Annotated in this window: 20 protein-coding genes; 11 read left to right on the top strand and 9 right to left on the bottom strand. The window is 38.8% G+C overall.

Annotated elements, in window-relative coordinates; all coding sequences use genetic code 11:
* Positions 1-66: 66 nt before the first annotated feature.
* Both KIM67_RS08775 and KIM67_RS08770 read right to left on the bottom strand, forming a co-directional pair.
* Entirely contained in the window at positions 67-621 is a 555-nt protein-coding gene (locus tag KIM67_RS08775; RefSeq protein WP_213830965.1) for a cysteine hydrolase family protein, read from the bottom strand.
* A 22-nt stretch (positions 622-643) separates the two neighbouring features.
* Complete coding sequence (locus KIM67_RS08770) at positions 644-1,159, bottom strand: hypothetical protein (RefSeq protein WP_213830964.1); 516 nt, start codon at positions 1,157-1,159, stop codon at positions 644-646.
* 129 nt (positions 1,160-1,288) lie between these two features.
* On the opposite strand from KIM67_RS08770, the gene KIM67_RS08765 reads away from it, so the two are divergent.
* Together KIM67_RS08765 and KIM67_RS08760 are read left to right on the top strand one after the other, a co-directional pair.
* Positions 1,289-2,053: an exodeoxyribonuclease III gene (locus KIM67_RS08765; RefSeq protein ID WP_213830963.1), complete on the top strand. Its 765-nt coding sequence runs from the start codon at positions 1,289-1,291 to the stop codon at positions 2,051-2,053.
* A 62-nt stretch (positions 2,054-2,115) separates the two neighbouring features.
* A complete protein-coding gene (locus KIM67_RS08760) occupies positions 2,116-3,156 on the top strand; it encodes an aldo/keto reductase (protein ID WP_213830962.1) in 1,041 nt (346 codons plus the stop codon).
* A gap of 2 nt (positions 3,157-3,158) precedes the next feature.
* Here KIM67_RS08760 and radA read toward each other — a convergent pair whose 3' ends face one another.
* The 5 genes from radA to panC form a co-directional block, all read right to left on the bottom strand.
* Positions 3,159-4,520 (bottom strand): DNA repair protein RadA, encoded by a 1,362-nt coding sequence (gene radA / locus KIM67_RS08755; RefSeq protein WP_213830961.1) that lies wholly within the window; start codon positions 4,518-4,520, stop codon positions 3,159-3,161.
* Between the two features lie 258 nt (positions 4,521-4,778).
* Positions 4,779-5,921, bottom strand: a complete 1,143-nt coding sequence (locus tag KIM67_RS08750) for an alpha/beta hydrolase (protein ID WP_213830960.1) — start codon at positions 5,919-5,921, stop codon at positions 4,779-4,781.
* A gap of 32 nt (positions 5,922-5,953) precedes the next feature.
* Positions 5,954-6,916: a lysylphosphatidylglycerol synthase transmembrane domain-containing protein gene (locus KIM67_RS08745; protein ID WP_213830959.1), complete on the bottom strand. Its 963-nt coding sequence runs from the start codon at positions 6,914-6,916 to the stop codon at positions 5,954-5,956.
* A 2-nt stretch (positions 6,917-6,918) separates the two neighbouring features.
* Positions 6,919-7,269 carry an aspartate 1-decarboxylase gene (gene panD / locus KIM67_RS08740; RefSeq protein WP_163417475.1) on the bottom strand — a complete coding sequence of 117 codons (351 nt, stop codon included), beginning with the start codon at positions 7,267-7,269 and terminating at the stop codon, positions 6,919-6,921.
* A 13-nt stretch (positions 7,270-7,282) separates the two neighbouring features.
* The gene (panC, locus tag KIM67_RS08735) at positions 7,283-8,131 is read right to left on the bottom strand and encodes a pantoate--beta-alanine ligase (protein ID WP_213830958.1); all 849 of its coding nucleotides are present in this window, start codon (positions 8,129-8,131) and stop codon (positions 7,283-7,285) included.
* A 102-nt stretch (positions 8,132-8,233) separates the two neighbouring features.
* On the opposite strand from panC, the gene KIM67_RS08730 reads away from it, so the two are divergent.
* The 6 genes from KIM67_RS08730 to KIM67_RS08705 all read left to right on the top strand — a co-directional run bounded on the left by KIM67_RS08730 (position 8,234) and on the right by KIM67_RS08705 (position 17,849).
* A complete protein-coding gene (locus KIM67_RS08730; protein WP_213830957.1) occupies positions 8,234-9,043 on the top strand; it encodes a glycogen/starch synthase in 810 nt (269 codons plus the stop codon).
* A 5-nt stretch (positions 9,044-9,048) separates the two neighbouring features.
* Positions 9,049-10,890 carry a DUF4270 domain-containing protein gene (locus KIM67_RS08725; protein ID WP_213830956.1) on the top strand — a complete coding sequence of 614 codons (1,842 nt, stop codon included), beginning with the start codon at positions 9,049-9,051 and terminating at the stop codon, positions 10,888-10,890.
* A 108-nt stretch (positions 10,891-10,998) separates the two neighbouring features.
* Positions 10,999-12,846 carry a glutamine--fructose-6-phosphate transaminase (isomerizing) gene (glmS, locus tag KIM67_RS08720; RefSeq protein ID WP_213830955.1) on the top strand — a complete coding sequence of 616 codons (1,848 nt, stop codon included), beginning with the start codon at positions 10,999-11,001 and terminating at the stop codon, positions 12,844-12,846.
* 210 nt (positions 12,847-13,056) lie between these two features.
* The gene (locus KIM67_RS08715) at positions 13,057-15,819 is read left to right on the top strand and encodes a TonB-dependent receptor domain-containing protein (RefSeq protein ID WP_213830954.1); all 2,763 of its coding nucleotides are present in this window, start codon (positions 13,057-13,059) and stop codon (positions 15,817-15,819) included.
* A 163-nt stretch (positions 15,820-15,982) separates the two neighbouring features.
* Entirely contained in the window at positions 15,983-17,491 is a 1,509-nt protein-coding gene (gene atpD, locus KIM67_RS08710; protein ID WP_163417481.1) for a F0F1 ATP synthase subunit beta, read from the top strand.
* Positions 17,492-17,570: 79 nt separating this feature from the next.
* Positions 17,571-17,849: a F0F1 ATP synthase subunit epsilon gene (locus tag KIM67_RS08705; protein WP_213830953.1), complete on the top strand. Its 279-nt coding sequence runs from the start codon at positions 17,571-17,573 to the stop codon at positions 17,847-17,849.
* Between the two features lie 49 nt (positions 17,850-17,898).
* On the opposite strand, the gene KIM67_RS08700 is transcribed toward KIM67_RS08705, so the two are convergent.
* Positions 17,899-18,429: a GNAT family N-acetyltransferase gene (locus KIM67_RS08700; protein WP_213830952.1), complete on the bottom strand. Its 531-nt coding sequence runs from the start codon at positions 18,427-18,429 to the stop codon at positions 17,899-17,901.
* 37 nt (positions 18,430-18,466) lie between these two features.
* Between KIM67_RS08700 and KIM67_RS08695 the strand changes: the two genes are divergently transcribed.
* Genes KIM67_RS08695 through bioD form a run of 3 tightly spaced genes read left to right on the top strand, consistent with a single transcriptional unit; the run spans position 18,467 to position 20,618 of the window.
* Positions 18,467-19,621, top strand: coding sequence for a pyridoxal phosphate-dependent aminotransferase family protein (locus KIM67_RS08695; protein WP_213830951.1), 1,155 nt, complete (start codon positions 18,467-18,469; stop codon positions 19,619-19,621).
* Positions 19,621-20,004, top strand: coding sequence for a DUF2007 domain-containing protein (locus tag KIM67_RS08690; RefSeq protein ID WP_213830950.1), 384 nt, complete (start codon positions 19,621-19,623; stop codon positions 20,002-20,004). Before KIM67_RS08695 ends, KIM67_RS08690 begins: the two co-directional genes overlap by 1 nt.
* Positions 20,001-20,618 (top strand): dethiobiotin synthase, encoded by a 618-nt coding sequence (gene bioD, locus KIM67_RS08685; protein WP_213830949.1) that lies wholly within the window; start codon positions 20,001-20,003, stop codon positions 20,616-20,618. The genes KIM67_RS08690 and bioD overlap by 4 nt, the downstream gene beginning before the upstream one ends.
* On the opposite strand, the gene KIM67_RS08680 is transcribed toward bioD, so the two are convergent.
* Positions 20,610-22,094 carry a glycosyltransferase family 39 protein gene (locus KIM67_RS08680; protein ID WP_213830948.1) on the bottom strand — a complete coding sequence of 495 codons (1,485 nt, stop codon included), beginning with the start codon at positions 22,092-22,094 and terminating at the stop codon, positions 20,610-20,612. The two genes, bioD and KIM67_RS08680, sit on opposite strands and share 9 nt — an antisense overlap.
* Positions 22,095-22,105: the final 11 nt, after the last annotated feature.

Below are 22,105 nucleotides of genomic sequence, written 5' to 3'. Positions count from 1 at the left end.
AAGGAAACTAGGGCTAAGCGAAACATAAAAAGGTTTGAATGACGGGAATACAGAATAAAAATAACACTAATTGTCCAGTTCTTGCAGGAGTGTCGTGGTATCTTTTATGGTTGCAAATTCATCTTTAAGGTTGGCCAATGCAATTTGATGAACGGTCTTTGCGGAGATAGATTCTCCATCGATTCCAATTTTATTGAACGAGGCCGTGGCATCGGAAATCAATGTGGTGTTAAAGCCGAGGTTTGATGCCATTCGCGTTGAGGTGGAAATGCAATGCTCCGTGGTCAATCCTGCAATAACCAAGTCTGTTATGCCTTTGGCCTTAAGCTGGGATTCCAGGTCGGTTCCTATAAAAGCGCTGTTTACATTTTTTTGTACAACGGGTTCACCATCTTTTGGTGCTACCAATGGGTTGAATGCATTGCCTGCTTTATTGGGGTGCAAGGGTGATTCCGAATTTGTGGAACAGTGTTGAACGTGAAACAAGGGCAAGTTTCTCTTTCTGAATTCATCAAGCAATCTGCTGCAGTTTTTTTCTGCATCGGGATTGCTTCGTTCTTCTCCGTAGAAATCGGTTTCCTGTAAACCGAGTTGGATATCGATCAATAAAAGTGCTGTCATTTATGTAAATTAAAATTAGCGATTAAAACCTAAAACCAATGGAGAGCCCCCCTCGATACATAAAGGTGTCCTGAAAATCCTCTGGATTAATGTTCCTTCCAAAACCGCCAAAGATTTCCAGGGTAAATTTCTCGCTCCGTGTTGCCCATTTGTTTCCTAGGCCCAACCCCAAAGCTAAGGTACTGTATGTGTTGTCCCTAAAGGCATTTGGGTCATCAACTTCATCTTCCCCAGTGTAATAAAGACCAAAAGCTTCGGCAAAAAAACCGCTACGGGGCTGGTAGCCAAAATACGCCCTAAAATTGGGTCCAATTCCAAAGTCTCCGTTATATTCCGTGGCATCGCTATTAAAGTATACTGTACCGCCAATACTGGTATCCTCACCAAGAAAATATTCATAAGAACCTTCTACAGCACCAGTGATTAAAAATAATCCGGCGTTCAGTTTTATTTCGTGGTCGTTGTTAAATCTTGGATAGGCCTGGGCATTCATGAAATAACAAGAAAGAAAGAGGCCTAAGAAGAATAGTTTTTTCATGATTTTCGTTTTTTAAGTCCAATAGTAGGAATCAATTAACGTTCCATACTTCAAATTTAAACCATGTCCGTTGAAAAGTCGAATTTTAAATAGCGAAACACAATAGCTATTTTTAACAAAAATTTGAAGATGAAGATAGTATCCTACAATGTCAACGGAATTAGGGCAGCGCTTAACAAAGGATTTATGGAATGGTTGCAAACTGTAAACCCAGATGTGGTCTGTCTGCAAGAAATAAAGGCACTAAAAGAGCAGGTGGATGTGTCTGTTTTCGAAGCCGCTGGATATAAGTTCCATTATTGGTTCAGTGCGCAAAAGAAAGGATACAGTGGGGTTGCCTTGTTGTGCAAGGAGCAACCTGACCATGTGGAATATGGCACGGGAATCGATTACATGGATTTTGAGGGGAGAAACATTAGAGCGGACTTTGGAGATATTTCGGTTATGAGCATGTACCTGCCTTCTGGAACCAATATGGCACGGTTGGAACACAAGTTGACCTATATGGCAGATTTTCAGAAGTATTCCGATGTGCTCAGAAAAGAACGCCCCAATTTAATTGTTTGTGGGGATTACAACATTTGCCATGAAGCCATGGACATCCATGATCCTGTTCGAAATAAAAATGTATCGGGATTTTTGCCCGTAGAGCGGGAATGGATCGGAAATTTTATTGAAAGCGGGTTTATTGACAGTTTCAGACATTTTAACAAAGAACCGCACAATTACACATGGTGGAGTTATCGCGCTAATGCACGTGCCAACAACAAAGGTTGGCGATTGGATTATGGTATGGTGAACGAGACGTTAAAGGATAGATTGAAACGGTCTGTTATTTTATCGGATGCAAAGCATAGCGATCATTGTCCCATTCTTTTGGAAGTAGAAAAATAACGATAGCATTAAGTATAAACGTAAGTATTGAGTAATTTTGCCAATCTAAAAAAGATAGCTAAATGAAATACACCAGACTCCCACACACTGATATTAAAGTGAGCAAAATTTGTTTGGGGACGATGACCTGGGGACGGCAGAACTCTGAGGAAGAAGGTCACGAACAAATGGATTACGCTTTGGAACAAGGAGTCAATTTTTTTGATACGGCAGAATTGTACCCGATACCGGCCAAAAAAGAGCTTTATGCGGTCACTGAAGAGATTATAGGAAACTGGTTCAAAAAAACGGGTAACCGTGATAAAGTCGTTCTTGCCTCTAAAATTGCCGGGAGGGGAGACTATACCAAGTTTATTAGGACAACTGGTTTTAGCAAAGATTCCATTATAAAGGCGGTTGAAGGCAGTTTACAACGTTTGCAAACGGACTATATTGATTTGTATCAGTTGCACTGGCCAGAACGAAACGTGAATATTTTTGGACAACGAGGATACAATGCCCACGCCATAGATCCATGGGAAGATAACATTCACCAAGTTTTGGAAACATTGCGGGATTTGGTATCCGAAGGGAAAATAAGACATATTGGAATTTCTAACGAAACGCCTTGGGGAACCATGCGTTTTTTGGAAGAGAGCAAAGTTCATAGAAGTCTGCCCAGAATGTTGACCATTCAAAACTCGTATAACTTGTTGAACCGAATTTTTGAGGTTGGACTTTCTGAGATTTCAATACGTGAGCATATAGGACTATTGGCGTATTCCCCCATGGCTTTTGGGGTTTTAAGTGGAAAGTATCTTGGCGAGATCAAACCTAGAAAGGCCCGGATTACCCTTTTTCCCAATTACACAAGATATAGCAGCGATACTGCTACACAAGCTACTGAAAAGTACAATCAATTGGCGCAGGAACACGGTTTGAGCTTGGCACAAATGGCGTTGGCCTTTGTTAATACACGACCTTTTTTGACCAGTAATATCATTGGGGCGACCACTATGGAGCAATTAAAGGAAAACATTGAAAGTATAGATGTGGAACTTTCCGATGAGGTTTTGAAGGGAATCGAGGATATCCATAACGAAATCCCCAACCCTGCTCCATAAAATTAGATAAACAGTGTATTCACGACATCTTCAATTTTAGAGACCAGTCGTAAACGTATGGTTGTGTTTTTAATCCCGATTTTGTTGCTTTTGGAAACATAGATTGTGGAAAACCCCAATTTTTCTGCTTCTAAGATGCGTTGGTCAACACGTTGTACGGGACGTATTTCCCCTGCTAGACCTACCTCCGCAGCAAAACAGGTTCCTTTTTCAATGGGAATATCCGCATTGCTGGATAAAATTGCGGACAATACGGCCAAGTCGATTGCGGGATCATCTACGGAGATTCCGCCGGTAATGTTTAGGAATACATCTTTTGCCCCTAATTTGAAACCTGCTCTTTTTTCCAAGACGGCTAAAAGCATGTTCAGTCGTTTGGCATTGAATCCGGTTGCAGAACGTTGCGGGGTTCCGTAAACTGCCGTGCTGACCAAGGCCTGTATTTCGATAAGCAGGGGTCGCATGCCTTCTACCGTTGCGGCTATCGCTGTTCCGCTAAGGTCTTCTTCATTTTTTGAAATCAATACTTCGGATGGGTTGTTTACTTCACGCAAACCACTTCCCTGCATTTCATAGATTCCCAATTCTGCCGTAGAGCCAAATCGATTTTTAAGGGAGCGAAGAATTCGGTATACATAGTTACGGTCGCCTTCAAACTGAAGAACAGTATCTACCATATGCTCCAAAATTTTAGGTCCTGCAATGTTGCCATCTTTGGTGATATGCCCCACTAGAATAACGGGCGTACTACTTTCTTTTGCAAATTTTATTAGTTCTGCCGTACACTCGCGTATCTGTGAGATACTACCTGCGGCGGATTCAATATAATCGGTATGAAGGGTTTGAATGGAATCGATGACGACCAAATCTGGTTCCAAAGTACCAATTTGTTGAAAAATATTTTGTGTCTTGGTTTCGGTGAGGATATAGCAAGTTTCGCTATTCGGATGAATGCGGTCAGCTCGCATTTTTATTTGCTTTTGGCTTTCTTCACCAGAAACATACAGTGTCTTGTAGGCGAGCTTCAAAGCTATTTGCAAAAGCAGCGTACTCTTACCAATACCGGGTTCCCCTCCCAAAAGAATCAATGAACCAGGTACAATACCTCCACCAAGTACCCTGTTGAACTCTTTATCCTGGGCATCTAATCGAATTTCTTTTTCGTTGTTGATTTCTGCGACACGCAAAGGAGTAGCAATTTTTTTTATTGTGTTGGATTCGCTTCTCCAGCTTTTCTTGTCCTCTTTTTGAATGACCTCTTCAACAATGGTATTCCACTGTTTGCAAGATGAACATTGTCCTACCCATTTGGGATATTGCGCACCACAGTTTTGACAGAAAAAAGTTGTTTTGGTCTTAGCCATGAGCCGGTCTTGGTTTTGGCTAAAGATACTGGTTTTGATAGATTTTTAGACTCATGGATTATTCGATTTTTGGAGCTTTGGATTGTTAGGTCGCTCAACCTAAAGTTTTATATTCACTTGCTATCCAAAAAACAGGTAATCGAAGAATCGAAACATCAAACAAAGAATCCTTCGACAAGCTCAGTATGACATGGAATAATCAAACCAAAACCATATATCTAAAAATCTAACCTATCCAACAATCCAATAAATCGGGGTTTAATATCCAAAGTCGGCCTTAAGGGCATCTATTTTTTCAAGGGCCATATCCTTCGTTAAAAAGTCTATCTCTTCCATCTGAAAAGCTTTTTCAAATGCTTTGAAAGCCTTTTTTGGTTCCCCTAGTTGTTCAAAATACTCTCCTTCAAAATAAAAACCTAGCATGGTATCGGGGAATAGTTTTTTACATATATCCGACAAGGGCTTTAACGATTCAAAATCTTCTTTTTTCAAGCTTGCAGCATAAATAGCCATAATATCATTGAGTTCCATAGGTTTTTCAAAACCAAAGAGCTCTTCGATCATGTTATATCTATCCTCAAGATAGTTAATGACCGGATCATTGGAAACCAGTATTTCGGTTTTATATTCTTTTGGACTGATAGGTTTGAACATTTGGAACGTTCTTTCCCATGCTTTTCCCAATCCGTAGGTAATGACCGAAAGTTCGCTTGCATTGGGATATTCATCAGAATAATAGTGGATATTTTCTTTTTCCAAACTTTTAATACCTCTGTCCAGCTGTAAAATGTTATTGGTGATTTTATCCCTGTTACCTGCTGTTATAAGATTATAAAAGATGTGTTTGTCCATTGTGGCCAAACGCTCTGGGATTCTGCTTTCCATTTCTGGAGCCAAAAGCGGTGAGATACTTATATACGAGTTGAACAATGAATGGTCTTTAAACAACCAATAGTTCATGAAATTCGCAGTGATATCGTATCCTATGACCATTTTGAAAGGTGCAGTACTGTATTTTGTATCAATAGAAGGTATGATTTCCATGCCCAAAAATTCGAAAAAGAGTTTTCCTTTTTCAGTTGGCAGACCTGTTTGTTCATCAAAAGCACAATCTTCCCAACGTAGCTCATCTTCCAATTGGTCTATGCCAATGATTATGGTTTGCGGCATTCCTTGAAATTGACTGTTGAACTTAGAGATGGCCACAACTTGGTCAAAAAGATATTCGGCATCCAATACCAAAATCAAGGGATATTTTTTTTCTTCGGAATAGTCTTCTGGGAAATAGTAGGAAACGTTTCTTCTTTCCTGCAGTTTAAAGGATTCGAAAATCTCTTTTTTTACCTGCGCGCCAAGATTGGTGCATAGTAGGCCTATTAGTACAAATAGACATTTTTTCATCACGGTTAAGTTTTTAGGCGGTCGGGGTCTACCTATTTTCTATTTATTAACGGTAATATGATAAAGGATATTGTGCCAAAAACGACCACCATTAAAGTTTGTGCAGTCCACATGATCCAACCATATGCGTCACCAGAAGTTTTACTTACACCATATACGGACAAGGCAGCAGTGACTACAATGGGGAAAAGCCCCAGACCACCATTGGTTGCGGCCATTGCAAAAGCACCGGCTACAAATGCTACCAAGAAGGCGCCTAAGGGAAGATCGGTAGTTTCGGGAACCGTGAATTTAATGACCCAGAACATGGCGATATAGCAAGCCCAAATAAAAAGTGTGTGAAGAATAAAAGCCCACTTGTTCTTCATTTTAAAAATGCTCAAAACACCCTCTAAAAGACCGTTAAGAAACGTTTTGACCTTTATTGCGAAGGTAGAAGTCGACTTTCTAATGATGCGGATAGCGATTAAAAGACCTAAAATACCTGCAAGTAAGAGGACTAACGAGCCTACTAGACCTATCCCTTTTTCTTCAAGGATTCCCAAAATTACATCGGTTTGAAAAAGCAGAGCGGTTAGGATAATTAACATGAGCATAATGACATCTATGATACGTTCTGTGACAATGGTGCCAAAACCTTTCTCAAAGGGAACGTTCTCGTATGTGGTCAATGCCGTGGCCCTTAGAAATTCCCCAGACCTAAGAACTAGTGTGTTCGCGAAATAGCTTGTAAGTATTATTAGGACATTATTGATGAGCCGTGGCTTATATCCAAGAGGATACAAGAGATAATTCCAACGAACGGCTCTTGAGATATGGCTTAGTATACCAATGAATATTGATAAAAAGACCCATGTTAAGTCAGCATTTTGAATAGACGCGAGAATCTTTGTCCTATCCTCTGCTGAGGTCGATGTATAAGAATAAAAAACCAAGCCAGCTCCAATAAGTATTGGAACAGCTACTTTAAGAATTTTTTTGAGGGACGGACTCAAAACTAATTTAGGAGATTGGTTTCTTCATTAGGAAAAACCAAAGCGGGATTAAAGGATTTTGCCTCTTCAATATCCATTGTTGCGTAGGTTATCAATATAAGGACATCGCCAACGGCTACTTTGCGGGCAGCAGCTCCGTTAAGTGTTAGTTCTCCGGAACCTCTGGGTCCGGGTATTGCATAAGTTTCCAATCGCTCACCATTGTTATTGTTGACAATTTGAACCTTTTCGCCCCTAATAATATTAGCGGCATCCATTAAGTCTTCATCAATGGTAATGCTGCCAATGTAATTTAAATCGGCGCCTGTAACCTTTACCCTGTGGACTTTGGATTTTACAACTTCTATTTGCATGGTGCAAAATTAATTAATTCAATTTTAGATTGTCTATTAAACGAACGTCATTTGCATAAACGGCAATGAACGCCCTATATTTTCTTCCAGCTTGTACCTTTAGTATGGGTGTCAATGTGTCCTCATCCGCAATTTGAAAATACTCTAAATCTAGCAGGATATTTTTTTCGAACTGAAGCTTGACCCATTCTGAAATACTATGTGCACTTTCCGTGCCAAATTTTGTTTTGGCAGTCAACAGCGTTTCGTATATGAATTTAGCTTCGGTTCTTACTTTAGGGGAGAGTCTCTCATTACGTGAACTCATTGCCAATCCATGAGGTTCACGTTCTATTGGGCAACCTATAATTTCAAATGGTAAATCCTTTGATTTAACCATTTTTCTAATGATTTGGAGTTGTTGAAAATCCTTTTCTCCAAAATATGCCTTATCGGGAGCAACCGTTCTTAGTAACGTCTCTACAATAGTGCCGACTCCATCAAAATGTCCTTCCCTAAATTCACCTTCCATTACTTTGTCCAATCCATCAAATTGGTAGGTTTGCGAAACTACATGATTCCCATAAATATCACTTACAGAAGGAGCAAAAACAATGATTCTTTCTGAAACTTGTTTTAAAAGGGTTAAATCTTTGCCCAAGCTTCTAGGGTATTTATCCAAATCATCCTTTTTATCGAATTGGGTCGGATTTACGAATATGCTTACCACAACTAAATGATTCTGATCAAGGGCACTACGTATAAGAGAAATATGCCCTTGATGCAATGCTCCCATTGTAGGCACCAAACCAATGGTATGTTTGGCGTCCCTCTCTTTTTTTAGGTAAGGATGAAGCTCCTTTTTGTTATGAAATACAAGCATAAAGCTGTTCGAAAACGTGCAAAAATACTATAAATACTGCTAATCAGCATAATTTTTGTACTTTTGCACCTACGTTTTTCAGATAAGAAAAAGAAAGTGTTTATGAATGGTAAAAAGATATTGTTTGTATCTTCTGAATTAGTTCCATACCTCCCAGAAAATCAAGTTTCCTTAATGTCCTATGAAACTCCTAGAATGGTCAATAGCAATGGGGGACAGATACGTATTTTTATGCCGCGGTACGGAAATATAAATGAAAGAAGACATCAATTACATGAAGTGATACGGTTATCGGGGATGAATTTGGTCATCAATGATATGGATATGCCGCTCATTATAAAAGTTGCATCCATTCCAAAGGAGCGTATTCAGGTATATTTTATAGATAACGAAGAGTATTTTAAAAGAAAAGCGACGTTTACGGATGCGGATGGGAATTTGTTTCCTGACAATGACGAGCGTGCTATTTTCTTTGCAAAGGGCGTTGTGGAAACTGTGAAAAAATTAAACTGGTCACCAGATATTATCCATGTTCACGGTTGGATGGCCTCATTATTACCTTTATACCTACGAAATTATTATGCGGACGAGCCTTTGTTTGCGGATAGTAAAATCGTAACCTCTGTTTATGATAAAGGTTATGATGGTGAATTGGATGGCGGTATGAAAGGTAAAATAGCTTTTGACGGCATGGAAGAAGAAAAAATTGCTGCGCTTGCCGTTCCCGACTATAATAATTTGTTAAAGGTAGCAGTAGATTATTCCGATGCCATTATTTTAGCTTCGGAAGAAATCTCTGATGACTTGAAAAATCATATTGAAAATCTCTCCAAACCAGTGCTGCCTTATGTTTCACTTCAGGAAGCAGAAGAAGCATACACGAATTTCTATAAAACAGAAGTTTTAAATTAAGTTACATGAAATTTTCTAGGATTACAGGAGTTTCAACCTTGGTTGTAGCTCTACTAATAATGTTGACCTCTTGTGAGGAAGAGCTTGGAACTATTGGTGAGGGCGTAGTTGCAGGAGAACCTTTTACAACAGATAGTGAGGTATTTGATGTTTTTGCATATAATAAAGGTATAGCAGCGGTACAGACGAATAATTTGCCTTTATATCAATTAGGAGTATTCAATGATCCGGTTTATGGGAAAAGAACGGCGAGTATTATATCTCAGATTACGTTGCCAAGTTCAAATCCAACATTTGGTGATTCATCACAAGCCACTGAAGATAATGCTGACAATGATGATTCAGCGTCTACCATACCCGAGAATGAAGAGGTTACTAAGGTTACGTTGTATATTCCATTCCAAAGACCGCCAGACTCATTGAGAGATAGCGATGGTGATGGGGTAGAGGATGCACTTGATGATGATCCAGATGATCCTAATTCCGATACGGATGGGGATGGAGTAACCGATAACGATGAGCGTATTCTGGGTTCTAACCCTCTTGACCCTACTGAAGATGGAACAGATACTGATTTTGTTCCCAATTCTTTTTCTGAAAGATTTGATTTAGATAGCATTTATGGACCTTTAACTAAAACTAACAATGGATTGATAGAAGGGTCATTTAATTTAAAAGTGTCCAGGTCTACATTTTTTCTTAGGGATTTTGATCCGAATACTAATTTTGAGCAACGGCAACAATATTTTTCCAACCAGGACCTCTCAGGTTTTGTTTCCGATGTCTTTTTTGATGGTACGGTGGAATTTTCTAATGAACAAACTCCGGTTCCAGGAGAAGATGATCCTGACACCCCTGATGTGGATGAATCTACAACGATAGTTGACCAAATTGATCCCGGTATCAGTGTTGATTTAGAGACTGCTTTCTTTCAAGAGATTTTGGATAAAGAAGGACAATCGGAATTGTTGAGCCAAGCTAACTTCAATGACTTTTTTAGAGGTGTACAACTAACACCGGGCTCTGATATGGAAGAGTTACTGTTTTTACTCGATTTAAGACAGGCTACAATTACGATAACCTATAATTTCCAAGACTATAATGCCACTGATGAGGCAGTGGAAACCGTAGAACGGGATTTTGTATTGGGCTTTGTTGGAACAGGTTTTACAGGCAATGCTGTCAATACTTTGGAGAACGAAGAATTTCCAGCAGACATTTCAGGAGCTTTGGATAATGGTGAAAATGCATCCAGAATATTCCTAAAAGGTGGACCTGGGACGATTACGGAGATTCGATTGTTTGGGGAAGAAGAAGATTCTGATGAAAGAGGCCAAGAGTTCATTAACCAAATAAAAGCTAACAATTGGATTATAAATGAGGCCAACTTGGTGTTTTCCGTGGACAGAAATACCTTGGATGCAACAGGCGGCGATGTTATAGAGCCACCAAGACTGTATTTGTACAATGGTGAGACGAATCAGGCAATATATAATGCATCCACCGAACAGAGTGATTCAGCGGAACCTTTGGGCATTTTTTTAAATTATGATGGGATATTACAAACAGAAAGTGAAAAAGGAGTTCAATACAAATTTAGAATCACCGATCATATCAACAACATAATCGTTAGGGATTCCACAAATGCAAAGCTTGCACTTACCGTAAGCTCGAATGTTTTTATTACAAATGTTTCCGAAGCTATGGGAACAGTTGAACCGGTTATTGATGTTCCCATCATGTCCACCGTCAATCCATTGGGAACTGTACTTTTTGGCAGCAATGTGGATTCGGCTAACGAGGGCAAAAAATTAAAATTGGAGATTTTTTACACCCAAGCTAATTAAAACACACCATTCAAAGACTTTTTTTGTTATATAACATATAGAATTATCTATTTTATTTAATAGGTTTTAGATTTGCAAATCTAAATCACTAATTAATATCATCATCTTATGTGTGGAATTGTAGGTTACATTGGTCATCGTGATGCATACCCAATCATCATGAAAGGATTGCAACGATTGGAGTACAGAGGCTATGATAGTGCAGGGATTGTACTGTTCGATGGAGAAAACACACATCTTGCCAAAACCAAAGGAAAGGTTGAGGACCTAAAGAAGAAATCGCAAGCAACAATAGATACTGTTGGAAAGTTAGGGCTTGGCCACACACGATGGGCCACGCACGGTGTTCCAAATGATACCAATTCACATCCGCACTATTCAAATTCTGGAGATTTAGTGATTATCCATAATGGAATCATAGAAAATTATGAGTCCATTAAAAAAGCATTGATAGGTCGGGGCTACACTTTTGAATCAGATACGGATACAGAAGTATTGGTAAATCTTATTGAAGAGGTAAAGAAAAAGGAAGATGTCAAACTTGGAAAAGCGGTTCAAATTGCTTTAAACCAAGTTGTAGGGGCTTATGCCATTGCCGTGTTTGATATAAACAAACCAGATGAAATCGTAGTTGCCAAACTGGGGAGTCCTTTAGCGATTGGGATTGGAGAAAATGAATACTTTATTGCTTCGGATGCTTCCCCGTTTATTGAATTTACCAACAACGCGGTTTATCTGGAAGATGAGGAAATGGCCATAGTCCGTGTAGGTAAGGAGATAAAAATGCGCAAGATTAAAGATGACGCAATAGCTTATCCTAACATTCTTGAACTTCAATTGAACCTAGAAGAAATTGAAAAAGGAGGTTATGACCACTTTATGCTCAAAGAAATTTATGAGCAACCTAGGGCGATCTTGGATACGTACAGAGGACGATTGCTTGCTGACCAAGGTCTGGTCAAAATGGCAGGAATAGATCAAAATTTAGAGAAATTTCTCAATGCCAACAGAATTATCATAGTAGCTTGTGGAACTTCGTGGCATGCCGGTCTTGTTGCAGAATATATTTTTGAGGATTTGGCGAGAATTCCGGTTGAGGTGGAGTATGCCTCAGAATTTCGTTACAGAAATCCAGTAATCACAGAAAATGATGTTTTAATCGCCATCTCCCAATCCGGGGAAACGGCAGATACGCTCGCGGCAATAAAATTGGCCAAAGAAAAGGGAGCTTTTGTATTTGGCGTATGTAATGTGGTGGGGTCCTCTATAGCTAGGGAAACCCAAGCTGGGGCTTACACACATGCAGGACCTGAAATTGGAGTGGCGTCAACCAAAGCATTTACCACACAGATTACGGTACTTACATTGATTGCTTTGAAATTGGCTCACGAGAAGGGTGTTTTTTCAAAATCAAAATATCACGAATACTTGACAGAGTTGGAAGGGATACCTGCCAAAGTGGAAAAAACATTGTTGTCAAACGAAATCGTAGAGAAGATTTCAGAAATATATAAGGATTCAACCAATTGTCTTTATTTAGGGAGAGGATATAATTTCCCAGTGGCCTTAGAAGGAGCACTGAAATTAAAAGAAATCAGTTATATCCATGCAGAAGGCTATCCAGCAGCTGAAATGAAGCATGGACCCATTGCCTTGATCGATGAGCAGATGCCCGTGGTCGTAATTGCTACTAAAAAGGGACATTACGAGAAGGTTGTTAGTAATATTCAAGAAATTAAGTCCAGAAGCGGTAAGATTATTGCAATCGTTACCGAAGGAGATAAGACCGTAAAAGAATTGGCCGACCATGTGGTCGAAGTGCCAGAAACCTCAGAAAGTCTAGCACCTTTACTTACTACAATTCCTTTGCAATTGCTTTCGTACCATATTGCGGTCATGAGAGGATGTAATGTAGATCAGCCTAGAAACTTGGCAAAATCGGTTACCGTGGAGTAACTTTCAAAAAACAACGATTACACATAAAAGCACTGTTATCAGTGCTTTTTTTTGTTAAAATCTTAGAGATAACCCCTTTTTTTTGGTGAAAAAGTATTATGCATGCATACTTTTTTTCAATTTTATGTAAAGCAACTAAAAAAAAATGTATCTTCCGCCTGCAATGATTTACATTAACTTAAAACTAAATTAACTCAAATAGATAAGCCAATGAGAAGACTAATGATCATTTCCCTCATGTTTTTTGGTGCTGTCTCTTATGCACAGACCACGGTACAGGGAACAGTAGTTGACGAAAGTAATGAACCTATTCCAGGAGCAAATGTAGTGCTAGTGGGAAAAGCCGAAGGTGCTACCGCTGATTTTGATGGTAAATTCACATTTGAAACTTCACAACAGCCACCGTTTAAATTAAGATTTACAAGTATTGGCTATTCTGATTTTATTGCAGATGTAACTACAAACAATCAAACACTTACGATTACACTTGCTGAAGCATCAACACTTCTTGATGAAATTGTAATTTCCGCTTCTAGAACACCAGAACGTATTTTTGAGTCTCCGGTCTCGGTAGAAAGATTTGGTTTAAAGGATATACAAAATACTTCAGCAGAATCCTTCTATGGCGGATTACAGAACTTAAAAGGAGTTGATATCAACACAAATAGTTTAACGTTTCAATCCATAAATACTAGAGGTTTTGCAACATTTGCCAATAATAGATTTTTACAATTGGCGGATGGTATGGACAACTCAGCCCCTGGTCTTAATTTTGTTTTAGGAAACTTGGTTGGGATGTCCGAACTGGAAGTTCAAAGTGTTGAAATCCTACCAGGCGCCTCTTCTGCGTTATATGGAGCGGGTGCTTTTAATGGTATCCTATTTATGCAGAGTAAGAGCCCTTTCGATTTTCAAGGAATCAGTGCTTACGCAAAAACAGGGGTAACTTCCCAAGAAGCTGCAGGCACTAATGCATATTATGACTTCGGTATAAGGGCGGCACATGCTTTTAGTGATAAGTTGGCCATAAAAGCCAATCTTTCCATCCTTAAAGGAGAAGACTGGCATGCAGTTAATACTACTGATATTGCAAATCCCAGCGCCGATAGAACTGACCCAAATTACAACGGTCTTAACATTTACGGAGATGAGGTAACGACATTGTTGAATTTTGACACAGCTGCAGGATTACCTGCGGGAACGGTAGGCTCTGCTAATGTTTCTAGGACAGGTTACACAGAAAGTGAATTGGTAGATTACGGTGCAGAAAGTGTCAAAACGGATTTCTCGGTTTTTTACCGTCCGTTCGCAGATGATTTCGAGATTATCTATCAAGGAAGAGTTGGTCGTGGTAATACGATTTATCAAGGGGCAAACAGATATGCAGTTCGAAATTTTATCCTTCAGCAACACAAAATAGAATTCAGAAATAAGAACTTTTTCTTAAGAGGGTACATAACTTCTGAAAACTCTGGAGATTCTTATGATACCCGTTTCGCTGCAATTAACGTAAACAATAGATGGAAGTCCAATGAAGATTGGTTTAGACAATATGCCCAAACATATATCCCTACATTTTTGGGAGGAATTCAGCAAGGAGGGTTGTCTAGGGAAGACGCTTCTGTTCAAGCACATGCAGCAGCAAGAGTAGCTGCGGATACGGGCAGGTTGATTCCGGGAACACCAGAATTCCAAAGTGCATTCAATTCGGTAATTGCTGATGGTGATTTGACAAGGGGTGCACGTTTTATTGATAACACCAAGTTTCGTCATGTAAATGGTAATTATAACCTGGCCCATTTAATCGATGATTGGGCAGATATTCAGGTAGGGGGTTCATTTAGGGAATATGAATTGAACTCTGGGGGAACAATATTCACAGATTTCGATGGTCCTATTAAGTACAATGAATTTGGAGCATATGCTCAATTGCAAAAGAAGTTTTTAGAGGAGCGGTTGAAATTTACAGGTTCCGTCCGCTATGATAAGAACGAATTCTTTGATGGCTTTTTATCTCCTCGGGTTGCTTTGGGCTATACCGCTGGCGAAAAGAGAAACCATAATTTTAGGGTTTCGGCACAACAAGGTTTTAGAAACCCCACAACTCAAGATTTATTTATTGGATTAAATGCAGGGTCTGCTGTTTTAGTAGGTTCCGCACCAGCTAACTTGGACAGAGATGTGAGAACTTTTAATCTTACTGAAGATGGTCAAAATTTAACCGGGCAATCTTCAGTGCAAATTGTAGGTAGAGCTGCTTATGAGAATGCTTTTTCGGTAACTTCTGTTCGAAATGGAGCTCCGGAAGCGCTGAACTCTTCCATTATTCAACCAGAGGAAATTACAACGTTCGAAGGAGGGTATAGAGGTCAGATAGGAAAGTTTACGATAGATTTAAGTGGCTACTATAACCGATATAAGAATTTCATTTCAACTGTCAATGTACTAGTTCCATTATATGGAACAGTGGGAGACAACAGCCTTTCGCTTTTAGCGTTGCAGAATGGAGATAGAGAAGCCTATCAAGTATACACCAACTCAGAGGCTGATATTGATTCCTGGGGAGGTTCAATAGGTGTTGACACTAAAGTACTCGGTAATTTTGACTTGGGTGTAAATTACACATACGCCGAATTTGATTTTGATAGGGAACGGTTTCCAGATTTTGAAACCAATTTCAATACACCAAAGCATCGTGTTAAGGCCTCTTTTGGGAATACAGAGCTATTCAAGAATTTTGGTTTTAATGTAAACTACAGATGGAGCGATAGCTTTTTCTGGGAAGCAACATTTGAAGATGGTGATGTACCGGCCTATACCGTTCTGGATGCACAGATCAATTATAATGTTCCAAGCATCAAATCCATTTTCAAGCTAGGGGGTTCAAACCTTTTGGGAGATGAATATTTTCAAGCTATTGGTACAGGTTTAGTAGGTTCAATCTATTATGTTTCTTGGACAGTTAATCCATAAGCCATAACTATATAATACCATGAAAGGCACTGATTTTTTCAGTGCCTTTTTTGTTGCCAAAAAAAGAGATTATAAGTTTCAGTTTAAAAGTGGAAAAGTATATCTTTGCAGCCGGAAAAAAGGCAGTTTTTTCCTTCGTATTCAATTAAAAATAAACAGAGTAATGTCTAAAGTTACAGGTAAGGTTGCACAGATTATAGGCCCCGTCATTGATGTTGAATTTGAGTCGGGAACTGAAATCCCAAAAATTTATGATTCTCTTGAAATCGATAATGCCGATGGCTCCAAGTTGGTGTTGGAAGTTCAATCCCACATAGGTGAAAACACGGTTCGTACCATTTCTATGGATTCTACGGATGGTTTAAGTAGAGGTGTTGAAGCCCATGCCACTGGAAGTGCAATTCAGATGCCAATAGGAGAGGATGTTTATGGACGTCTTTTTAATGTGATCGGAGATGCTATCGATGGAATGGAGAATTTGCCTAAATCTGGCGATAATGGACTTCCAATTCACAGAGAGGCTCCTAAGTTTGAAGATTTGTCAACTTCTACCGAAGTACTTTTTACAGGAATCAAAGTAATCGATTTGATCGAGCCCTACGCAAAAGGAGGTAAGATTGGATTGTTTGGTGGCGCCGGTGTTGGTAAAACTGTATTGATTCAGGAATTGATCAACAATATTGCAAAAGGACACGGTGGCCTATCCGTATTTGCCGGTGTTGGTGAAAGAACACGTGAAGGAAACGATTTGCTTCGCGAGATGTTGGAATCTGGTATTATTAAATATGGAGATGACTTTTTGCACTCCATGGAAGAAGGCGGATGGGATTTATCCAAAGTGGATAAAAACGCGATGAAAGAATCTAAAGCTACTTTCGTTTTTGGACAGATGAACGAACCTCCTGGAGCACGTGCCCGTGTTGCACTTTCTGGATTAACCATTGCCGAATACTTCCGTGATGGTGCTGGTGATGGTCAAGGAAAAGACGTACTTTTCTTTGTCGATAATATCTTCCGTTTTACCCAAGCTGGTTCTGAGGTTTCCGCACTCCTTGGAAGGATGCCTTCCGCAGTGGGTTACCAACCTACTTTGGCGACAGAAATGGGTGCTATGCAAGAAAGGATTACATCAACAAAAAGAGGTTCCATTACATCTGTACAGGCGGTATATGTACCTGCGGATGATTTAACGGATCCAGCTCCCGCAACAACATTTGCCCACTTGGATGCTACAACGGTACTTTCACGTAAAATTGCTGAGCTCGGGATTTATCCAGCTGTGGATCCATTGGATTCAACTTCAAGGATTCTTACTCCGGAAATTTTAGGAAAAGAGCACTATGCATGTGCACAACGTGTAAAAGAGTTATTGCAACGCTATAAAGAGCTACAGGATATTATTGCTATCCTTGGTATGGAAGAGCTTTCAGAAGAGGATAAATTAGCAGTAGGTAGAGCAAGAAGGGTACAACGTTTCTTGTCCCAGCCTTTCCATGTAGCAGAACAGTTTACGGGGATTCCCGGTGTATTGGTTGATATCAAGGATACTATCAAAGGTTTCAACATGATTATGGATGGTGAGCTAGACCACCTGCCAGAATCGGCCTTTAACCTTAAAGGAAGCATCCAAGACGCTATTGAAGCAGGGGAAAAAATGCTAGCAGAAGCATAACTTGTATCTGTAGTTAGTATAAAGTAACTAGAACTTCTCAATACTAACTACTCAATACTAACTACTTAATACTAGAGCCATGTATTTAGAAATTGTATCACCAGAAGCTACTTTGTTTGCAGGAGAGGTAACATCGGTTACCGTACCAGGGGTAAATGGAGAATTTCAAATGTTGGAAAATCACGCACCGATCGTTTCGTTATTGCAAGAAGGTAATGTAAAAGTTCAAGGAGATATTACTATTGATGAGGACTTTCAAAATAAATTTTCTAAAGGCGCAAACGGAGAAACGGTACTACCGATCTCTAGTGGCACTATTGAAATGAAAGAAAATAAAGTGATTGTTTTAGCGGATTAAGCTATTCAAACCTAGAATAATAAAAGAAGCCGCTCATTGAGTGGCTTCTTTATTTTAGTATAATAAGTGACCATTCTCTATTTTGGGTCTTGTACTGCTTTAGATCTTTGAAACCAATTGCCTTGTGTGCACTTATAGAACGTTTATTGCTTGAGTCCACTTCCGTTATAATGCAATCAAATTCTTTAGATAGTGTATGCTTCATGTGGGAATAAAGGCCTTTAAAAACTCCTTTTCTTCGATAAGGTTTAGCAATGCATATTTGTCCCATAACCATGTATCTGGTATTTGTTTTCATGGTTTTAGAAATTTCTTTGAACATGGGCTTCAAGACATCGATGGTATTAGCGAACTTAGGATGCATAGAAAGTGCATATCCAATAACAATATCATTTTCAATAGCGATGATATGGCCATGCGTATCGTTCATTTCCTTTAGAATTTGTAAGGAATGCTCCACGGTCACAAATCCTTCATTATCCTTTTCTGCCTTCGTTAGATTTTTTGGGAGATTTTGTTGTTGTAAAAGAAGAATCTGCTCAAGTTCTGTATCTGTTGATGCTTGTTTATAGGTAGCCATACCTCGTATATTTCAATAAAGATAGTACTTTTGAAACATGGTAAACCTCCCAAAAAAATTAGAACAAAAGCTTGAAAAAAGAAGGCTGGAAAATGCTTTGCGGGTTTTGCCAGAAGCGCAACAATTGATTGATTTCTCTTCCAACGATTATCTAGGATTTGCAAAGAAAAAAGAATTTTCAAAACAAGCATTAAACCTTTTGGAAAACTTGAACTTGCCAGAAAATGGGGCCTCTGGTTCTCGATTGCTTACAGGAAATCATAGGTTGTATGGAAAGCTTGAAAACCTCTTGGCCTTTTACCATAAATCAGCCTCTGCTCTGGTCTTTAATTCGGGATACGATGCAAACATTGGTTTTTTTGAAGCTGTTCCCCAAAAAGGAGATTTTATATTTTATGATGAGTTGGTGCATGCAAGCATAAGGGATGGTATTAAAATGAGCAATGCCAAAGCATATAAGTTTAAGCATAATGCTATAGGAGATTTGACGGAGGGCATTGAGCGGAGCCGAAATGCTCTTGATATGAACGGGGAGGTATATGTGGTCACCGAATCGGTTTTCTCCATGGACGGCGATTCTCCTAATTTAAAAGCATTGTCAGATTTTTGTACGGCGCATGGTTACTATTTGGTTGTTGATGAAGCGCATGCTACTGGTATTTTTGGAGAAGGAAAAGACTTGGTTTGTCAATTGGGCATTGAAGAGCAAGTCTTTGCACGAATTATAACTTTTGGAAAGGCATTGGGAAATCATGGTGCAGCCATTCTTGGAAGTGATGCTTTAAAAACATATCTGGTTAACTTTGCCAGAAGCCTTATTTATACAACAGCCCTTTCTCCGCATGCTTTAGCTTCGATTTTGACTGCATATTCCTATTTGAAAAAGGGAAGTGAAAACGAACGGCGAAAACTTCAGAAAAACATAGAGTTTTTTAAAAATCAAGCTAAACTTTTGGGCTTGTCAGAAGACTTTATAGAAAGTAATTCTGCCATCCATTGTATCATTATTCCTGGAAACGAAAAAGTAAAGCAAGTCTCAAACAAGCTTCAAAAAGAAGGATTTAATGTGAAGCCTATTCTTTCGCCAACAGTAAAAAAAGGGCAGGAAAGACTTCGTTTTTGTTTACATGCATACAATACAACAGAAGAAATATCAAAAGTTTTATCAACCACAAGAAACCTCATAAAATAATGGAACAGGAATTTTTCACGTTGGGCAGTTTTGAGTTTCCTGCAGATGTTCAGATTATAAAAGGAAAACTGGAATCTGAAGGTATACAGGTATTTTTAAAGGATGAAAATACCATAAATTCAGATCCATTGATCAGTGGAGCCATTGGTGGTGTAAAACTATTGGTTTATTCTACGGATAAGGACATCGCCCAGAAAATATATGATGATGTGCGAAACTACGCTACCGATAAGGATGGAAAACCAATTGTTTGCCCTAATTGTGGCGCTACAAAATCAGAGATATACTATTTAAGAAACAGCATATTTTATAAGCTCTTCCCATTCTTTGAGCCAAGAAAGTACAAATGTGCCCAATGTAACTTTATTACCAAACCACAATGACAAAATTCTTTATTACGGGTTCATCAACAGATGTTGGTAAGACCATAGCATCCGCAATAGTTGTAGAAGCGCTGGAAGCTGATTATTGGAAACCTGTACAAGCAGGGGATTTAGATTACTCCGATAGCCACAAAGTTGGAGAACTGATTTCCAACCCTAAGACCAAAATCCATAAAAACAACTATGCACTCAATACTCCTATGAGTCCACATGGGGCTGCCGAAATTGATGGAATAACCATTGATTTGAAGAGAATTGTTCCGCCTGAGACAGAAAACCATTTGGTAATAGAAGGTGCGGGAGGGTTATTGGTCCCGCTGAACGATACGGATACTATTTTTGATTTGATACAACCAGATTATAAGGTCATTGTAGTGTCTAGACATTATCTGGGCAGTATAAACCATACGCTGCTCACGATTGAAAAACTACAGGAACGGAATTTAAAAATTGGGATTATTTTTAGTGGAAATGAACACCCGTCTACGGAAAGTATCATTCTAAAGAAAACGGGGGTTTCTTTTCTTGGACGAATCAATGAGGAGGAAGGCTTTGATAAAGAAATTGTAATGAAATATGCGTCGCAATTTAGAAGGCCTTTGTTGTTATTCTAGTCTTTGGTATACTAAGCCTCTATCGATTGTTTTGACCAAGCGATAATGTTTACGTAAATAATCATCGATATACGTATTAAAATCAACCATTTTTTTATCAAAAATCTTTTTTCCTTTACGTGCTACTATAGTCTTGGGTTGCAAAACATCCAAAATATATTGTAATTCCTGCATACCGGTTTTTCTTGGATTTTTCATATAAGGAAATAGTTCTTCTCGACCTATACTGCTTGGGTGTGTTGCCGCTTTTGTAGGCGGGCCTTCCCCCAACACCCAATACCCTATATGGTATTCTGTAAAAAATATATTTTCAGTTTCAAGGTTGTTCGTTTCAATATATTTGGGCAGGTCAATTCCTTCCCCATTATAAAAAGTGCCTTTTTCCAATTTATTGGAAATGATATTGGCATACTCTAAATACGATTCAATAGGAATTAAAAAAAGAAGCAAAATAGCACCGCCCAAAAACTTTTTAGGTATTGCCGGGAACTTATCAACTGCGATACCGATCGGAATTAAGATAAATGGAAATAATTGAATTAAATAATGTCCATTAGCTTTTCCCGCTTGAATAAAAGAGAAGAGAATACCTATTATTATTACAACAACAACCTGTAAGTTTCGTAATTTAAAATTAATGATTTTGAATGCGTGTCCTGCATACAGTAACATAAGTATGACAAGGACAAAAGGCAACGGTTTTAAAACAGAATGATGCTTTGAACTCGAGTAAGCCAAAGGTGCTTCAAAAACAGATTGCCACCATGTACTTGTTTCTCCTTCTAAATAGTAGGGTATGGCGGTAAAAATAACAATAGCAACAAAACCAACGCCCATAACGAATAGTCTCTTGAACTCATGCAAAATCTGTTTTTCTTGAATAGCTTTCCAACTTAAATAGAGTCCTAGGGTAAGTAATGGATAAGCCATATTTAATTTGGACATTATGGAAAGGCCAAAAAGAAGCCCAGCTATAAAAAACCACTTTAGAGAGTGTCTGGTCAGCAAAACATAGATTCCAATTACAAAGAACACTGTGCAGATATGCTCGGACATGACCCCTTGTAAACTGCCGAAAAGACTTTGTAAAAAGACAGTGAAAATGGCACACCAAAAGCCAACTTTTTTTGACATTGACTTGGAGGCAATACCGTAAGTGAAAAGTGCAGTAATCGCTACTAAAAAAGTGCCAAATAATCGAATGGCAAAAAAGCTTTTCCCAAAGGCGTAGATTACCATGGCAAATGATAAAAAAGTAATGGGCGGCTTTAAGTCCCAAAGATGAGTATAAGGCAAATGACCGTCTACCCACGATTGTGCCATTATGATAAATGTACTTTCATCACGATCTATGTAATCCCTAAAAAAGAAAGGAAACCGAATAAAAAAGGCTATAGAAAAAACTATAAAAAAAACTGTCTTCCAATTAAGGTTTTTATAATTGGGAGTAAGAAATTGAACAGCTTTATTTAGCACTTTTAGGATTG

It is taken from the genome of Flagellimonas sp. 389, from assembly GCF_018449435.1.
GTDB lineage: Bacteria > Bacteroidota > Bacteroidia > Flavobacteriales > Flavobacteriaceae > Flagellimonas.
The sequence above is the reverse complement of the archived record's forward strand: the minus strand, read 5'-3'. Positions and strand labels throughout refer to the sequence as shown.

Bases quoted from the DNA above. Each gene is read 5' to 3' on its own strand.
- KIM67_RS08775 (WP_213830965.1), bottom strand. From the start codon at position 621: ATGACAGCACTTTTATTGATCGATATCCAACTCGGTTTACAGGAAACC.
- KIM67_RS08770 (WP_213830964.1), bottom strand. From the start codon at position 1,159: ATGAAAAAACTATTCTTCTTAGGCCTCTTTCTTTCTTGTTATTTCATG.
- KIM67_RS08765 (WP_213830963.1), top strand. From the start codon at position 1,289: ATGAAGATAGTATCCTACAATGTCAACGGAATTAGGGCAGCGCTTAAC.
- KIM67_RS08760 (WP_213830962.1), top strand. From the start codon at position 2,116: ATGAAATACACCAGACTCCCACACACTGATATTAAAGTGAGCAAAATT.
- radA (WP_213830961.1), bottom strand. From the start codon at position 4,520: ATGGCTAAGACCAAAACAACTTTTTTCTGTCAAAACTGTGGTGCGCAA.
- KIM67_RS08750 (WP_213830960.1), bottom strand. From the start codon at position 5,921: ATGAAAAAATGTCTATTTGTACTAATAGGCCTACTATGCACCAATCTT.
- panD (WP_163417475.1), bottom strand. From the start codon at position 7,269: ATGCAAATAGAAGTTGTAAAATCCAAAGTCCACAGGGTAAAGGTTACA.
- panC (WP_213830958.1), bottom strand. From the start codon at position 8,131: ATGCTTGTATTTCATAACAAAAAGGAGCTTCATCCTTACCTAAAAAAA.
- KIM67_RS08730 (WP_213830957.1), top strand. From the start codon at position 8,234: ATGAATGGTAAAAAGATATTGTTTGTATCTTCTGAATTAGTTCCATAC.
- KIM67_RS08725 (WP_213830956.1), top strand. From the start codon at position 9,049: ATGAAATTTTCTAGGATTACAGGAGTTTCAACCTTGGTTGTAGCTCTA.
- glmS (WP_213830955.1), top strand. From the start codon at position 10,999: ATGTGTGGAATTGTAGGTTACATTGGTCATCGTGATGCATACCCAATC.
- KIM67_RS08715 (WP_213830954.1), top strand. From the start codon at position 13,057: ATGAGAAGACTAATGATCATTTCCCTCATGTTTTTTGGTGCTGTCTCT.
- atpD (WP_163417481.1), top strand. From the start codon at position 15,983: ATGTCTAAAGTTACAGGTAAGGTTGCACAGATTATAGGCCCCGTCATT.
- KIM67_RS08705 (WP_213830953.1), top strand. From the start codon at position 17,571: ATGTATTTAGAAATTGTATCACCAGAAGCTACTTTGTTTGCAGGAGAG.
- KIM67_RS08700 (WP_213830952.1), bottom strand. From the start codon at position 18,429: ATGGCTACCTATAAACAAGCATCAACAGATACAGAACTTGAGCAGATT.
- KIM67_RS08695 (WP_213830951.1), top strand. From the start codon at position 18,467: ATGGTAAACCTCCCAAAAAAATTAGAACAAAAGCTTGAAAAAAGAAGG.
- KIM67_RS08690 (WP_213830950.1), top strand. From the start codon at position 19,621: ATGGAACAGGAATTTTTCACGTTGGGCAGTTTTGAGTTTCCTGCAGAT.
- bioD (WP_213830949.1), top strand. From the start codon at position 20,001: ATGACAAAATTCTTTATTACGGGTTCATCAACAGATGTTGGTAAGACC.